The 15,255-nt window shown below is 68.9% G+C and carries 16 protein-coding genes and 1 tRNA gene; 12 read left to right on the top strand and 5 right to left on the bottom strand.

What is annotated here, in order from left to right:
- The first annotated feature begins 71 nt into the window (after positions 1–71).
- The 7 genes from DEU38_RS19535 to DEU38_RS19505 all read left to right on the top strand — a co-directional run bounded on the left by DEU38_RS19535 (position 72) and on the right by DEU38_RS19505 (position 6,163).
- A complete protein-coding gene (locus DEU38_RS19535; RefSeq protein ID WP_114723058.1) occupies positions 72–752 on the top strand; it encodes a heme oxygenase (biliverdin-producing) in 681 nt (226 codons plus the stop codon).
- Complete coding sequence (locus DEU38_RS19530; protein WP_114723057.1) at positions 749–1,768, top strand: hemin ABC transporter substrate-binding protein; 1,020 nt, start codon at positions 749–751, stop codon at positions 1,766–1,768. The genes DEU38_RS19535 and DEU38_RS19530 overlap by 4 nt, the downstream gene beginning before the upstream one ends.
- A complete protein-coding gene (locus DEU38_RS19525; protein WP_114723056.1) occupies positions 1,765–2,823 on the top strand; it encodes an iron ABC transporter permease in 1,059 nt (352 codons plus the stop codon). Before DEU38_RS19530 ends, DEU38_RS19525 begins: the two co-directional genes overlap by 4 nt.
- Positions 2,823–3,689, top strand: coding sequence for a heme ABC transporter ATP-binding protein (locus DEU38_RS19520; protein ID WP_114723142.1), 867 nt, complete (start codon positions 2,823–2,825; stop codon positions 3,687–3,689). Before DEU38_RS19525 ends, DEU38_RS19520 begins: the two co-directional genes overlap by 1 nt.
- Positions 3,690–3,812: 123 nt before the next feature.
- A complete protein-coding gene (locus tag DEU38_RS19515) occupies positions 3,813–4,829 on the top strand; it encodes a YncE family protein (RefSeq protein WP_114723055.1) in 1,017 nt (338 codons plus the stop codon).
- A gap of 6 nt (positions 4,830–4,835) precedes the next feature.
- Complete coding sequence (locus DEU38_RS19510; protein WP_114723054.1) at positions 4,836–5,084, top strand: DUF5703 family protein; 249 nt, start codon at positions 4,836–4,838, stop codon at positions 5,082–5,084.
- Positions 5,085–5,092: 8 nt separating this feature from the next.
- The gene (locus DEU38_RS19505) at positions 5,093–6,163 is read left to right on the top strand and encodes a quinone-dependent dihydroorotate dehydrogenase (RefSeq protein ID WP_114723053.1); all 1,071 of its coding nucleotides are present in this window, start codon (positions 5,093–5,095) and stop codon (positions 6,161–6,163) included.
- A gap of 63 nt (positions 6,164–6,226) precedes the next feature.
- Here DEU38_RS19505 and DEU38_RS19500 read toward each other — a convergent pair whose 3' ends face one another.
- Positions 6,227–6,757: a YbhB/YbcL family Raf kinase inhibitor-like protein gene (locus DEU38_RS19500; RefSeq protein ID WP_114723052.1), complete on the bottom strand. Its 531-nt coding sequence runs from the start codon at positions 6,755–6,757 to the stop codon at positions 6,227–6,229.
- A gap of 33 nt (positions 6,758–6,790) precedes the next feature.
- The gene (locus tag DEU38_RS19495; RefSeq protein WP_258558020.1) at positions 6,791–8,116 is read right to left on the bottom strand and encodes a M20/M25/M40 family metallo-hydrolase; all 1,326 of its coding nucleotides are present in this window, start codon (positions 8,114–8,116) and stop codon (positions 6,791–6,793) included.
- 213 nt (positions 8,117–8,329) lie between these two features.
- Here DEU38_RS19495 and DEU38_RS19490 point away from each other — a divergent pair.
- Positions 8,330–8,415, top strand: a tRNA-Leu gene (locus DEU38_RS19490).
- Positions 8,416–8,560: 145 nt separating this feature from the next.
- Here DEU38_RS19490 and DEU38_RS19485 read toward each other — a convergent pair.
- Positions 8,561–9,778, bottom strand: coding sequence for a S8 family serine peptidase (locus tag DEU38_RS19485; protein WP_114723050.1), 1,218 nt, complete (start codon positions 9,776–9,778; stop codon positions 8,561–8,563).
- A gap of 209 nt (positions 9,779–9,987) precedes the next feature.
- Between DEU38_RS19485 and DEU38_RS19480 the strand changes: the two genes are divergently transcribed.
- The 4 genes from DEU38_RS19480 to DEU38_RS19465 all read left to right on the top strand — a co-directional run bounded on the left by DEU38_RS19480 (position 9,988) and on the right by DEU38_RS19465 (position 13,743).
- Complete coding sequence (locus DEU38_RS19480) at positions 9,988–11,442, top strand: SDR family oxidoreductase (protein ID WP_114723049.1); 1,455 nt, start codon at positions 9,988–9,990, stop codon at positions 11,440–11,442.
- Positions 11,443–11,581: 139 nt separating this feature from the next.
- Positions 11,582–11,977 carry a universal stress protein gene (locus tag DEU38_RS19475; RefSeq protein WP_114723048.1) on the top strand — a complete coding sequence of 132 codons (396 nt, stop codon included), beginning with the start codon at positions 11,582–11,584 and terminating at the stop codon, positions 11,975–11,977.
- Between the two features lie 92 nt (positions 11,978–12,069).
- On the top strand, positions 12,070–12,450 hold the full coding sequence (locus DEU38_RS19470; RefSeq protein ID WP_114723047.1) for a DUF2784 domain-containing protein: 381 nt from the start codon (positions 12,070–12,072) through the stop codon (positions 12,448–12,450).
- Between the two features lie 42 nt (positions 12,451–12,492).
- The gene (locus DEU38_RS19465; protein ID WP_114723046.1) at positions 12,493–13,743 is read left to right on the top strand and encodes a trans-acting enoyl reductase family protein; all 1,251 of its coding nucleotides are present in this window, start codon (positions 12,493–12,495) and stop codon (positions 13,741–13,743) included.
- Positions 13,744–13,746: 3 nt separating this feature from the next.
- Here the strand turns inward: DEU38_RS19465 and DEU38_RS19460 are convergent, their stop codons facing one another.
- A complete protein-coding gene (locus tag DEU38_RS19460; protein WP_114723045.1) occupies positions 13,747–14,622 on the bottom strand; it encodes a class II glutamine amidotransferase in 876 nt (291 codons plus the stop codon).
- Positions 14,623–14,703: 81 nt separating this feature from the next.
- The gene (locus tag DEU38_RS19455; RefSeq protein ID WP_114723044.1) at positions 14,704–15,246 is read right to left on the bottom strand and encodes a DinB family protein; all 543 of its coding nucleotides are present in this window, start codon (positions 15,244–15,246) and stop codon (positions 14,704–14,706) included.
- Positions 15,247–15,255 lie beyond the last annotated feature (9 nt).

Raw genomic sequence — 15,255 nt, 5'->3', positions numbered from 1 at the left:
GACAACGATCCCGAGGATAGGCTAACCTCGTAGCCGTTGTGTCTGACGAATGTCATCGTGAAGGAGATCACATGGACGTGCTCGACCAGGGTACCGAGGCCGGCGAGCTCGGTTTCGCCGAGCGCATCAAGACCGAGACCGATGCGGCTCACCGCGCCACCGAGCAGTCCCGGTTCGTGGGCGATCTCCTTGCGGGCAAGCTCACAAAGGAGGGCTTCGCCGCCCTGCTGGCACAGACCTACCTGGTGTACGAGGTGCTCGAGCGCGCCGCCGACACTCACGTCGCCGACCCGATCGCGGCCCCGTTCATCGCTCCCGAGCTCGTCCGCCTCCCGGCCCTCGCGGCCGACCTCGAGTTCCTGCTCGGCCCGGCCTGGCGCGACCAGCTGGTCGCGACTCCCGCGACCGCGGCGTACGTCGCGCGCCTCGAAGAGGTCGCCTTCACCTCCCCGGCGGACTTCGTCGCGCACCACTACCTGCGCTACATGGGCGACCTGTCCGGCGGTCAGATCATCCGACGCATGCTCGAGCGCGCGTACGGCTACGAGGTCGACGGCCTGCGGTTCTACATCTTCGACCAGATCGCCAAGCCGAAGGTGTTCAAGGACGAGTACCGCGCCAAGCTCGATCAGGCACCGCTGTCCGCAGACGAGCAGGCACGCTTCATCAGCGAGGTCAACCTCGCCTACGGCCTCAACGGCGGCCTGTTCGCCGATCTCGAGGCCGATATCGATCGCTACCTTGTGAAATGAGATCTGCGCTCTCCCGGCTCCTCGTCGTGGCCGCCTCGGCCGCGACCGTAGTCTCACTCGCGGCCTGCACGTCCGTCGCGACCGACGAAACCGCGCAGCACGGCCAGACCACCGCGGTGGTCGCCGACGCCGATCCACGGCCGGTTGCGGACAGCCCGACCCCGCAGCTTCCGGTCACGGTGCGCAGTTTCGACGGTGTCGACGTCACGATCAACGATGCCAGCCGGATCGTCACCGCCGACCGATACGGCACCCTGACCGAAACGGTGTTCGCACTGGGTCTCGGTGACCGCGTCGTCGGTCGCGACACTGCATCCGGTTTCCCGGCCGCGAAGGACATCCCCAACATCACCCCCGGCGGACAGGCGATGAATGCCGAGGCGATCCTGAACCTTGCCCCGACCGTGGTGCTGACCGACACCAGCATCGGCCCCAAGTCGGTGCAGGAACAGCTCCGGGCCGCCGGGGTTCCGGTCGTCTACTTCGATCCCACCCGCACACTCGAGGGTGTGCCGGGGCAGATCACCGCGGTGGCCGCGGCGTTGGGCGTGCCCGCACAGGGAGAGCAGCTCGTCGCACGGACCGAGCAGGAGATCGCCGACGCGAAGGCGTCGGTGCCTGCCGGTTCCGAGGCGCTGAAGATCGCGTTCCTCTACATGCGTGGTCCCTCGATCACGATGCTCGGGGGGCCCGGTTCCGGTGCCGACTCGCTGATCGAGGCGCTCGGCGCCACAGACGCGGGCACCGCTTCGGGCCTGACCAGCGAGTTCGTCCCGATCACGAGTGAGGCCATGATCGCGGCGGCACCCGACGTCATGCTGATGATGAGCGGTGGCCTCCAATCCATCAGTGGAGTCGACGGCCTGGAGAAGGTTCCGGGTATCGCGCAGACTCCGGCCGGCCAGAACAAGCGGGTCGTGGACATGTCCGACACCATGCTGCTCAGCTTCGGCTCCAACACCGGCCAGGTGCTGGCGGCGCTGGCCGAGGCGATCTACCACCCCGACGCGGAATGAGTACCTCGGTAGCCAGCCGGCCCCGGGTGCAGCCCGGCACGGTCATCGTCGGGCTGGTAGTCCTGCTGGCCGTGCTGGCCCTCGCGTCGGCCTGCATCGGTCAGGTGCCGACCAGCCCGGCCGAGGTCCTGGGCAGCGTCCTGCACCGCATCGGGCTCGACATCGGACCGATGCCGTCGCATCCCAGCGGCGAGGTGACGCTGTGGCAGGTGCGGTTCCCGCGCGTGATCCTCGCGATCCTCGTCGGCGCGGCGCTCGGCTGCTCGGGAGCCCTCCTGCAGGGCGTGTTCTCCAACCCGCTCGCCGAGCCGGGCGTCATCGGCGTCTCGGCCGGCGCGGCGGTGGGTGCCAGTGCCGCGATCGTGCTGGGCGGCGCATTCACCGCCGGACCGGCCGTCGCGGGCTCCGCCTTCGTGGCGGGACTGATCACGACCACCCTCGTCTACCTACTCGCCCGTTCCGACGGCCGAACCGAGGTGGTCACCCTCGTGCTCACCGGTGTCGCGATCAACGCGTTCGCCGGAGGAGTCATCGCGTTCTTCACGTTCGTCGCGAGCCCCGCTGCCCGCGACCAGATCGTGTTCTGGCAGATGGGCAGCCTGAACGGCGCCAGCTGGAACGCCGTCGCGATCGTCGCTCCGATGGCGATCGCGGGCATCGCCGCGTCGATGCTGATCGCCCCGAAACTCGACCTGCTGGCCCTCGGCGAGAGCGCGGCGCGGCACCTCGGTGTCGACGTCGAGAAGCTGCGACTGATCGCGATCGTGATCGTCGCGGTGCTGGTGTCGTCGGGCGTCGCGTTCACCGGCATCATCCTGTTCGTCGGCCTCGTCGTACCGCATGTGATGCGCATGCTCGTAGGCCCCGGGCATCGACTACTACTACCCGCGAGCGTGCTCGGTGGCGCAGTGGTCCTGCTGGCCGCCGACCTCGGCTCCCGCACGCTCGTGGACAACGCCGACCTTCCGCTCGGCATGCTGACCTCGCTCGTGGGTGGACCGTTCTTCTTCTGGCTCCTGCGCCGCACCCGTTCCCGTCAGGGCGGGTGGGCGTGATGGGTTCGATGATCGACCGCACCCGAAGCCTGTTCGGCCGCGCCGCCGACGTCCCCGCGCGCACCGAACGCGGCGCCGTGACGATGCGGGCCACCGGGATCAGCGTCGAGCGAGGCGGACGCACCGTCCTCGACGGCGTCGATCTCACGGTCCGCTCGGGTGAGGTGCTCGCGCTGGTCGGCCCCAACGGCGCCGGCAAGTCCACGCTGCTGGCGGCGCTGTCGGGCGACCAGGCGGTCGCGGCGGGCACCGTCGAACTCGACGGCAAGCCGCTCGGCGACTGGACACCGTCGGACATGTCGCGCCGGCGCGCTGTGCTGCCGCAGCAGCACACCGTGGGGTTCTCGTTCACCGCCCGCCAGGTAGTCACGATGGGGCGCGCGCCGTGGCAGCGCACCGGGCGGGACGCCGACGACGACAAGGTCATCGACGAGTGCATGGACATCTGTGACGTCCGACACCTCGCGGACCGGCCGTTCAGCGTCCTCTCGGGCGGCGAGCGCGCGCGCGTCGCACTCGCCCGTGTGCTCGCGCAGGACACCGAGACCGCCCTCCTCGACGAGCCCACCGCGGCCCTCGACCTGGGTCACCAGGAGGCCGTGATGCGCATCGCCCGCGACCGGGCGGCCGACGGTGCCGCGGTCGTCGTCGTGCTCCACGACCTGGGACTGGCCGCGGCCTACGCCGACCGGATCTGCGTCCTCGAGAACGGCCGTGCGGCCGTCGACGGACCACCGGCCGAGGTGCTCACCGAGGAGTTGCTGTCCCGCGTCTACGGTCATCCGGTCGAGGTATTCAGGCACCCCAGGTCGGGCGCCACGCTGGTGCTCCCGCGCCGGGACGGCACACCGGCCGCCGGGAAGTGAGTGTCGTACGCCTCACGTCCGGGGTGACTCGGATTCCGGCCGGTCCGGTCGATCATGGATGCTAGAAGGCGAGCACACACGCACCACACGGCAGCACCGCTGCAGCATCCGAGGAGCACACCCATGCGAGTACCGGCACCGCGCATCACCGCTTGCACGATTGGGGCTGCCGCGTTGCTGTTGCTCACCGGGTGTTCGTCCGAGAAGAACGCCGACGACCTCAAGACCATCGAACCGGCCACCGCGGCAGTCTCCCCCGCCGGCGCCACCCCCACCGGTGCGGTGCAGAATCTCGGTCGGCCGATCGACGCGATCACGTTCGACCCCACGTCGAACACCACCGCGCTGCTGACCGACGGCAACAGCAAACTGTTCACCCTCAACGCCACACCGGACGGCGGCGGCACGCCCCGCGAGATCCCGATCGACGGTGTCGCCGCGCAGATGACGTCGGCCCCCGAGGGCCGACTCCTGCTGCCCATGAACGGCCGCGTGCAGATCGTCGATCTGAAGGCGGGGGGCGTGTCGTCGTCCGTCACCGTCGACGGCGACGCGCGCTCGGCGGTCTTCCTGCCCGACGGCAAGCTCGCGGTGGGCCTGGCCAACGGCCAGATCCAGATCGTCGACCCCACCGGATCGGTCAGCGAGACGATCTCGGGTCTGGCCTCCGTCGACGCGCTCGCGCTCACCAAGGGCGACCTCAGCGCACTGGATCGCCGCCAGACGTCGCTGACACAGATCGACCTCGACGACGCGGACCTGGGCTTGGCTCTGCGCGCCGGTGAGGGCGCCACCCAGTTGATCACCGACGAGCACGGGCGGATCCTGGTCACCGACACCGCCGGCAACGAACTGCTGGTGTTCACCACCGACCCGCTGATCATGCGCCAGCGTTACCCCGTCGCGAACGCCCCGTTCGGGATCGCCTACGACGAGCGGACCGATCTCGTGTGGGTCACGCTGACCGCCAGTAACAAGGTGGTCGGCTACGACATCTCGACCGGCATCCCCGTCGAGAAGGTCCGCTACGACACCGTCCGCCAGCCCAACTCCGTTGCGGTGGACACCGCCGCCGGCACTCTCGTCGTCGGGTCCGCGGTCGGCGACGGACTGCAGACGATCCCGCTCGCGGCGGGGTGATCCACGGTGACGTCCAGGTCGCAGCGGCGCCGCGGGATTCCCCGCGAATGGGAGACGGATTCCGAGGAGTTCGAGTACATTCCGCTGAGCCTGCCCCGCGACGTCACCCGGGTGAGCGCGTCGATGCGACTGGCACTGCAGGCCGAGTTCGGCGGCTGGGAGCTCTCACGCGTCCGCCTGTACACCGACGGCAGCCGTCGGATCGTGCTCCGCCGCCGCAAGACCACCCATCACATTCCGGCACCTGGAATCTAGGGAGATTCGTGTACCACCTGCTTCTGCGTCTGATGTTCCGGATCCCCCCGGAACGCATCCATCACCTCGCGTTCGCCGCGATGCGGCTCGTGACGCGCTTCGCTCCGATCCGTGCACTGGTCGCCAAGGTGCTCGTCGTCGACGATCCGGCACTGCGCACCAAGGCGTTCGGCGTCGACTTCCCGGCACCGGTCGGGCTTGCCGCCGGGTTCGACAAGGACGCGACCGGCGTCGACACGTGGGGACCGATGGGCTTCGGCTTCGCCGAGGTGGGCACCGTCACCGCGCAGGCCCAGCCCGGCAATCCCGCGCCGCGCCTGTTCCGTCTGTCCGACGATCGCGCACTGATCAATCGGATGGGCTTCAACAACCACGGCGCAGGCAACGCCGCGAACTACCTGCGGCACCGCCGCGGTGACGTACCGATCGGCGCGAACATCGGCAAGACCAAGATCGTCCCCGCGGAGGAGGCGGCCGGCGACTACACCGCCAGCGCGCGCCTACTGGGACCGCTCGCCGACTTCCTCGTCGTCAATGTCAGCTCCCCCAACACCCCCGGGCTGCGCGACCTGCAGGCCGTCGAATCGCTGCGCCCGCTGCTGCAGGCGGTGCTCGACACCGTGCACATCCCGGTGCTCGTGAAGATCGCACCCGACCTGTCCGACGAGGACGTCGACGCCGTCGCCGATCTCGCCGTCGAACTGGGCCTGGCGGGCATCGTCGCGACCAACACCACGATTTCCCGCACGGGCCTGCGCACCCCGCAGTCGCGGATCGAGGAGATCGGCGCGGGCGGCCTGTCCGGCGCCCCCGTCGCGCGGCGTTCACTCGAGGTGCTGCGCCGTCTGCACGCGCGGGTCGGCGACAAGCTGGTGCTGATCTCGGTGGGCGGCATCGAGACCGTCGATCAGGCTTGGGAACGGATCCTCGCGGGGGCGACCCTGGTCCAGGGCTACACCGGCTTCATCTACGGCGGGCCGTTCTACGCCCACAAGCTGCACAAGGGACTGGCCCGGAAGGTCCGTGAGGCCGGGTTCCAGTCGATCCGCGACGCGGTGGGTGCCGGCGCGCGCACGTAATACCCGGATTCCACGAGCAGGGCCCGTCACCGATCGCGGTGACGGGCCTTGCTGTGTGCCGGCCTACTTCTGCTCGTACGTACCGGTGATGATCGCCCTCGCGATCGCGTGCGAGAACAGGTTGAAGCCGAGGAATGCCGGTGTCGAGGCGGGCGTGACGTCGAGGTGGTCGACGTCCACCGCATGGACCGCGAACATGTAGCGGTGCGGCCCGTGCCCCTGCGGCGGCGCCGCGCCGAGGAACCGGGCGAGGCCGCCGTCGTTCTGGAGCGTCACGGCGCCCTCGGGCAGCCCGGAACCGGTCTCGTCGCCCGCATCGGCGCGCAGCGACGTGGTGGTGACGGGAATGTTCGCGACCGCCCAGTGCCAGAAGCCCGACGCCGTCGGCGCGTCGGGGTCGAACATCGTGATCGCGAAGCTCTTGGTCTCGGGCGGGAACCCGGACCACGACAGCTGCGGCGAGATGTCGTGTCCACCGGCCCCGAAGATCCCGCTGACCTGATCGTTCTTCAGCGGGGCGCCGTCGGTGACGTCGTCGGACGTCAGCGTGAAGGACGGCAGGTCGGGCAGTCCGTCGTACGGATCGTGTGCCATGTGAATCCTCTCCCAGATCTCGGGTACAGCGGGTCAGCTGTGTAGCAGGAAGTGTTCCATCACTCGGGTGCCGAAGTGCAACGCGTCCACCGGCACCCGCTCGTCGACGCCGTGGAACAGCGCCGCGAAGTCCAACTCCGGCGGCAGCCGCAGCGGCGCGAAGCCGAAGCAGCGAATCCCCAGGCGCGCGAACGCTTTTGCGTCGGTGCCCGCCGACAACATGTACGGCACCGTGCGGCCGTTCGGATCGTGCGCGAGCACGGCGTCGTTCATCGCGTCCACCAGGTGGCCGTCGAACGTCGTCTCGTACGAATCGAGCTTGGTGATCCACTCGCGCGTGACGTTCGGCCCGATCAGCTCGTCCACCTCACGCTCGAACGCGGCCTGCCGGCCGGGCAGGACGCGGCAGTCGAACACGGCCTCCGCGGTCTGCGGGATCACATTGGCCTTGTAGCCGGCCTTGAGCATCGTCGGGTTCGCGGTGTCGCGCAGCGTCGCGCCGATGATCCGGGCGATGCTGCCGAGTTTCGCCAGGGTGCCGTCGATGTCGGGCGAGTTCGGGTCGAAGTCGACGCCGGTCTCCTCGGAGAGGACGGTGAGGAACTCCGCGACCGAATCGGACATCACGAGGGGGAAGGTGTGGTTGCCGAGCCGGGAGACCGCGTCGGCGAGGATCGTCACCGCGTTGTCCTCGTGCAGGAACGATCCGTGGCCTGCGGTGGCCTTGGCAGTGAGCCGCATCCAGCCGAGCCCCTTCTCGGCCGTCTCCACGAGATACAGGCGGCGTTCCGTGCCGTCCGCGCGCGGGATGGTCAGCGAGAAGCCGCCCACCTCCCCGACCGCCTCCGTGACGCCCTCGAAGAGATCGGGCCGGTGATCGACCAGCCACTGGCAGCCCCACTTGCCGCCGGCCTCCTCGTCCGCGACGAACGCGAACAGGATGTCCCGCGGCGGCACGGTGTCCTCGGCCTTGAACTGGCGGGCCAACGCCAGCATCATCCCGCACATGTCCTTCATGTCGACCGCGCCACGGCCCCACACGTAGCCGTCCTCGACGGCCCCCGAGAACGGGTGCACGCTCCAGTCCGCGGGCTCGGCGGGCACGACGTCGAGGTGGCCGTGCATCATCAGCGTTCCGCGCCCGGGATCCGCACCGCGCAGCCGCGCGAAGACATTGCCCCGCCCGGGGGCACCGGATTCGACGTACTCGGTCTCGTACCCGACCTCCTCGAGCTTGGACTGCACCCACAGGGCGCAGTCCCGCTCGCCCTTGGTGGTCTCGAGTTCGCCGGTGTTGGAGGTGTCGAACCGGATCAGCGCGCTGACGAGGTCGACGACCTCCGATTCGGCGCGACTCACGGGCTGTGGTGAGGACACTGCTTCTTCATGTGATGGCACCTCACTTTCCTACCACCGTCGCAGCGACCGCACGTGCAACCATCGATGCCCGCTTTTGGTCCAAAACCCCCCTCTGACCAGGCGATTTTGGACCTGGCGAAAGATCGGATAATCTTTCCAGGCACCCGGAGAACGGGGCAAAGAGAAAAACAACTGAACAGCTTGCAACAACGAGTCCGAGTGGCGGAATGGCAGACGCGCTAGCTTGAGGTGCTAGTGTCCTATTAACGGACGTGGGGGTTCAAGTCCCCCCTCGGACACTCTGAGTTGAGACAGACGAGAAGATCCCCGGTACCTGGTTTTCCAGGAGCCGGGGATCTTCTCGTTTCTGTGTACTCCTCGGAGCCACTCTCGTTCGGAGCCACCGTCTTTCGATTTCTCCGTACATGTTCCCGCGAACTCGTCTCAGTGGCGCATCGCCCCCATCCGCATGCTCGCCCGATCGGCCGTCGCCAGTTCCCGCACCGCGAGGTCCTTCGCACACACCAGCAGCGATCCGAGCGCGCTCGTCCGCGGGAAGGTCAGCTCGGTGTGATTGACGTTGTCGTGGTCGTCGGCGCCGTCATAGACCACTGTCGAGCCACGGGCCAGCCACCGCTTGACGTCCACCACGGTGGGCAGATGCCCCATCGTGCGCAGGTAGAACGACTGCAGCAGCGCCACGACGCCCAGCACGACCGGTGTCGCCTGACTGGCCCCGTACTGGATCGACTCACCGGTGTCGTTGAGGATGCCCGACGAGGTGATCGGCGATCCCGGTGCGAAGGTGTCGGTCGCACACGGGCCACCGACGGTCCGGTGCAGTCGCTGCGTGAACGGCGTGAGGCGGTCGGAGTCCGACGCGAACGCCTTGGCGCCGTCGCGGTAGCGGAAGCTGCCCTCGTCGGCGTCGTACACCGCACCGACGCTGATCGTCTGACGGAACACCGCCGGATAGCACATTCCCTGCATGCCGCCGTGTGCGTAGTAGTCGTTGCCGGCCGCCACGCAGCAGCACACGCCCTCGTCGGTGAGTTCCTGCAGCAGCGCCCCGATCGCGTCGCCGGGCATGTCGGTGTCCGTCGTGCGGTTGTCGGACGCACCGGTCGCCAGGCACAGCGCCGAGATCCCGAGCGACGCGCGCCGGTCGAGGACCCAGTCCAGTGCGTCGCGGATGTCGGCGAAGCGACCCGTGCCGTCGTTGGCGAGGACCTTGACCGGCACCACCCGCGCGTTCGGTGCGATTCCGGTGTGGATCCGTCCCGCACAGGCGATGCCCGCGACGGAAGTGCCGTGTCCGTTCCCGTCCGTGATCTCGGCGGGATCCCCGCCGTAGTCGGAGGTGAAGTTGCGGCCCGGAACCACTCGTCCCGCGAAATCGACGTGCGTGGAACGCAATCCGGTGTCGAGCACCGCGACGGTGACGCCGGAGCCCGACACGTTGAAGTCGCGTCGCGCCTCGGGTGCGCGTACCAGCAGATCCACCTCGGTAAGTTCCGGAAGAAATGGGCCTTCCTTCTGCAGTGGCGACTCGACCGGCACCACCGATTCCGCGTGCAACATCTCGAATGTGCCGACGGCGGAGGCCGTCGACGCGCCCGATCGGTCCGATCCGGGTTGGCCGGACCCGTTCGACTTGCTCATTGTCCTCACCCTCCTCGAGTGTCATCTCTCGAGCGGGGGACTGCCCCGGGGGCACTCCCCCTGGTACTTCACATGCTCCTCTGACGAGGGCACGGTGTCACCAGCACAGCGGCCGGAAGAGCCCGATCGAGTACTCGGTAGACTGATCTGTCGACCACCCGCACGGGATCACGCACACGCGCACGAGATCAGGACTGAGTTACCTACCGATGGCACAACCGATGACGGGTATCGATCCCGCCGATTTGGACATCTGCATGCGGGTGCTGTCGGAGGCATCCGCACTCGACGCGGACCACCCCGACTCGGTCGCGCTCCAGCGCGCGGTCGGCAACCTGTTCAAGAAACTCAAGCGCCGCCGTCGCGTCGAGACGCGGGACGCGGTGTCCGAGGCCGATCGGGCCGTCGTCGCGGCCACCGCCACGGGCTCACCCGACAGGATCGACGACGAGACCGCGGGGATTGCGCTCACCTCCAGCGCCGCCGGCGCGACCGCCGGGACCCTCATCCGCCCGCGGCCGTGCTACATCTGCAAGCAGCGGTACACACAGGTGGATGCGTTCTACCACCAGTTGTGTCCGGAGTGCGCGGCCCGCAGTCACGCCAAGCGTGACGCCCGCACCGATCTCACGGGGCGCCGCGCCCTGTTGACCGGCGGACGCGCCAAGATCGGCATGTACATCGCGCTGCGGTTGCTGCGCGACGGCGCCCACCTGACCATCACGACGCGATTCCCGAACGACGCCATCCGCCGCTTCAAGGCGATGGAGGACAGCGCCGACTGGATCCACCGGTTGCGGGTCGTCGGCATCGACCTGCGCGATCCCGCCCAGGTGGTCGCGCTCGCCGATTCCGTTGCCGCACAGGGTCCGCTGGACATCCTGATCAACAATGCCGCGCAGACGGTCCGCCGCTCCCCCGGCGCCTACAGCGCGCTCGCCGAGGCCGAGTCCGGCGCGCTGCCTGCGGGCGAACTGCCCGACGTCGTGACGTTCGGCAAGACCAGCGAGGCACACCCGGCGGCCCTGGCCGGATCGCTGTCGACGGCGACGCTCGCCTCGGCCGCGAACCTGTCGGCCGCGGAGGTCAGCTCGCTCGCGCTGGTCGCCGGTTCGGCGACACCCGCCCGCATCGAGCGCGGCGTCGCGATCGACGCGGGCGGCCTGCTGCCCGATATCGCGCACACCAACAGCTGGGTGCAGACGGTCGAGGAGGTCGACCCGATCGAGCTTCTCGAGGTGCAGTTGTGCAACTCGGTCGCCCCGTTCATCCTCGTCTCGCGGCTGCGGCCGTCGATGGCGGCGGCGGCGGCGCGGCGCAAGTACGTGGTGAACGTCTCCGCGATGGAGGGCCAGTTCAGCCGCGCATACAAGGGTCCGGGCCACCCGCACACCAACATGGCGAAGGCCGCGCTGAACATGCTCACCCGCACCAGCGCCAAGGAGATGCTCGAGGACGGCATCCTCATGACGGCGGTCGACACCGGCTGGATCACCGACGAGCGCCCGCACTACACGAAACTGCGACTGGCCGACGAGGGCTTCCACGCCCCGCTCGACCTGGTGGACGGCGCGGCGCGTGTGTACGACCCGATCGTGCAGGGTGAGGCGGGCGTCGACCTGTACGGGTGCTTCCTCAAGGACTATCAGACCTCGCCCTGGTAGCCACTCACTCCCACGCACGACCCCGAAACTCGGGCCGACGGGCGCACGTCACACCTGAATCGCGACGTGTGCCACACGGTGCTTCGACGGCCGAGCGGCGATACTGGACGGGCACTGTTTCACTCGTCTGGGAGGCTCCATGGCCATTGCCGTTGCATACAGCGATACTCCGGAGGGGCGCGTTGCGATGGTGTACGCCGCACGCGAGGCCATGCAGCGTCGCGAGCAGCTCCTGGTGTTGCACATCCTCGACGACGCCGCAGGAGACGGTGACGTCGAGGCAATGCGTGCGTCGGTGCAGACCGTTCTCGACAACGGCGGGGTGGGGGGATCTCCGTGGGAGTTGCGGACGGGCGAGCACAGCGGCGACCGTGTCGGCGCTCTCGTCGACCTGGTCTCCGACAGCGGCGCAGGATTGTTCGTCGCGGGCAGCAAACGGATGTCGCCGATCGGCAAGTTCCTTCTAGAACGGTCGCTGCAGCGCCTACTGCTGGAGGTCGACGTGCCGATCCTCGTCGTCAAGGAACCCCAATAGCACCCAATAGCACCGCAGTAGCACCGCAGGCAGCTCGACCCGCAGTAGCCTGAAAACCGAGTGGTCCCGTCCCGACGTCGGGAGGTGTCGCGGTGCTGTATCGATTGTTGGCCGATGCCACGGTGGTGGTCCACCTGGCATTCCTCGGCTATGTCGTGGCCGGCGGCTTCCTCGCGTGGCGGTGGCGCCGCACGATCTGGCTGCACGTCGCCGCGGTCGCCTGGGGTTTCAGCACGGTCCTGGCCGGCCTGGAATGTCCGCTCACGAACCTCGAGAACTGGGCCCGGCAGCGGGCCGGTGACCAGCAGTTGCCGTCCACTGGGTTCATTTCCCACTATCTGACCGGTGTCGTGTATCCCGAGAATGCCGTGGGATTGGTCCGCGGCCTGGTCGCGGCGTTCGTGATCGCGTCGTGGATCGGGTACGTCGTCCTGCGGCGTCATCGCTCGGGGTGGTGGCACGCGCCGGTGTGATGTACGCCGCACAAATCATTACCCACGAGTAGGGTCGTCGGCATGACAGCTGCCCCGCGCACCCGCGATCTCGACGTCGTCGTCTACGGAGCCACCGGCTTCGTCGGCAGGCTGGTGGCCGAGTACCTGAGCGAACATGCGCCCGCCCGCACCCGCATCGGGCTGGCCGGCCGCGCGATCGACCGGCTCGAACGGGTTCGCCGCCAGCTGGGACCGGCCGCTGCCGAGTGGCCCCTGCTGCTGGCCGATGCCGGTGACGACGCTTCTCTCCGCGCCCTCGCCGCCGCCACGCACGTCGTCGCGACGACGGTCGGCCCGTACGCCAAGTACGGTCTGCCGCTCGTCCGGGCCTGCGCGGAGGCCGGCACCGACTATGCCGACCTCAGCGGCGAGACCCTCTTCGCGCGCGACAGCATCGACCTGTACCACGACACCGCCCGCGCGAGCGGCGCGCGGATCGTCCACTCGTGCGGCTTCGACTCGATTCCCTCGGACCTGGGCGTCCACGTCCTGCATCGTCAGGTGGAGGCCGACGGCGCCGGAGAGTTGACCGACACGACGCTGGTCGTGACCTCGATGAGCGGGGGTGCCAGCGGCGGCACGATCGACTCGGTCCGCACCCAACTCGACGTCGTCAAACGCGACGCCACCTTGCGGCGCATCGCCGCGGCGCCGTATTCGCTGAGCCCGGACCGCGCGGCCGAACCGGACCTCGGTCGCCAGTCCGACATGGCGGTCGTCCGCGGGTCGGACATCGCGCCCGGGCTGGAGGGCTGGAAGGCACCGTTCTTCATGGCGTCGGCCAACACCCGCGTCGTGCGCCGCAGCAACGCCCTCGCCGATTACGCGTACGGCAAGCAGTTCCGCTACCGCGAGGTGATGAACGTCGGGTCGTCGTTCGCGTCACGGGCGATCGCGGGCGCAGTGGCGGTCGGCATGGGCGCGGCCGTGGCCGGGCTACTGTTTCCGCCGACCCGGTGGCTGCTGGATCGGGTACTGCCGAAGCCCGGCGAGGGGCCGAGCGAGAAGGCCCGGCGCAACGGCCACTTCACGATCGATCTGTACGGCGACACGACGACGGGCGCTCGTTACACGGCCCGTGTCGCCGCCGAGGGCGATCCCGGGTACGCGGCGACGGCGGTGATGTTCGGCGAATCAGCCCTGGCGCTGGCGTTGCAGCGCGACGACCTCCCGGACAGGTCCGGTGTGTTGACGCCGGCGACGGCGCTGGGCGACGTGCTGGTGACGCGACTGCGGGACGCCGGATTGGTCATTCGGGCGCAGCGCGCCTGAGGCTCAGGGGCCGCTCGGCGCCTGAGCCGCGGCCGCACGGCCCGTGAGGTCCGACAGGGCCAGCCGGTGTCGCGGCGGCCTGTCGAGCACCATGGTCCTGGTCACCGTCTGATCCGCCGCCACGTGCAGCAACTCGCCCGGACACAGCGACTCCCAGTCCGGATCCTCGTCCATCTGCTCGGTGGCGACCACCACCGCGGGCAGCGACGCGAGGGCCCCGGACCGGGCGCGGACGGTGCCGGCCGTGCTGGCCTGTTCGAGGTGTCGGCGCCCGCTGGACCCGCCGGGTCGGCGCCGCAGGACCAGCAGGTCGTGCGCATCCGGGTACCGGAACGCCCACAACTCGTCCGCAGTCGCGAGCACGAAGTTCAGCGCGAGCATCCGGAGGTTGTCGGCGATCCACCCGGTCGCCGCCGCGATGCCGGCCGCGACGTCACCGCCGTTCTCGTCGATGCGCCGGGTGATCAGCGCGAAGAACCGCTCCGAGTCGGTCTCGCCCCTGACGAGATCGCGGTAGTCACCGAGTTCGGCCTCGAGCTCGGTCAGGTCCTCGATCACCCCGTTGTGCGCGAACAGTCGTCCCTGCTGCTCGAACGGGTGCGTGTTGACGGCGTCGTTCTCTCCGGTCGTGGCGTACCGCACGTGCGCGACGAACGTCTCCGACTCGCGCTCCCTCGCCTCGCGCGCGAACTGCCGGTCCCGGTACGCCGCGAGGGGTTGCTTCTCGACGCGAGGCAAACCGTCCGCGGTGAACGTGCCGAGGCCGGTACCGTCCGGCATGCGCCTGCTCTGCTCCGCGAGGCTGTCCTCGGCGTCGAGCAGCCAGAAGGTGGCGATGACGCGGTGTGGGGCCGCGGACAGTCCGAACAGTCGACACATGGCCGTCGTCCTCCTCGTCTCGAGGCCGGGTTTCGACCAGTATGAACGGGCACACCCGCGCGGCGTGCCCGTTCTCCCCCATCAGAACTCCATACCGGCGTCCGCCCCCATCTGCATCGTGGTGTTCGCCCCGTCGAGGGCCTCGCGAATGATGTCCGCGTGGCCCGAATGGTGGGCGGTCTCGCGCAGGATGTGCAGCAGCACGCGGCGGGCACTCCACCACTGACGTTCCGGCGCCCACGGAGCGGTGGGCAACGGCACCTGCAGATCGAGGTCGTCGAGCGACGCAACCACCCGCTCGGTCTCCTCCACCGCCGCCCGGTACTCGGCGAGCAACCCGGAGATCGACTCGCCCTCGGCCATGAAATATGTCTCCATCGCGACCTCCATGTCGAACTCCGCGGTCTCGTCCCGTTCGACGATGTTCCGGACCCAGTTCCGCTCCATCCGCGAGACGTGCTTGATCAGGCCCCCGAGCGTCAGATCGCTGACAGTGCTGCGCGCCCGGGCCTGTTCGTCGTCGATGCCGCGGACGGTGATGAGCAGACTGTTGCGCTGGTCCGCAAGCATCGCGAGGATGTCGGCCTTCTCGCCGGCGGTGGGGGTCGTGGAGTTCCCGGTCATGTCTGTCGC

Origin of the sequence: Rhodococcus sp. AG1013, assembly GCF_003350365.1 — a bacterium.
In the GTDB taxonomy this organism is placed as follows: Bacteria; Actinomycetota; Actinomycetes; order Mycobacteriales; family Mycobacteriaceae; genus Prescottella.
The sequence above is the reverse complement of the archived record's forward strand: the minus strand, read 5'-3'. Positions and strand labels throughout refer to the sequence as shown.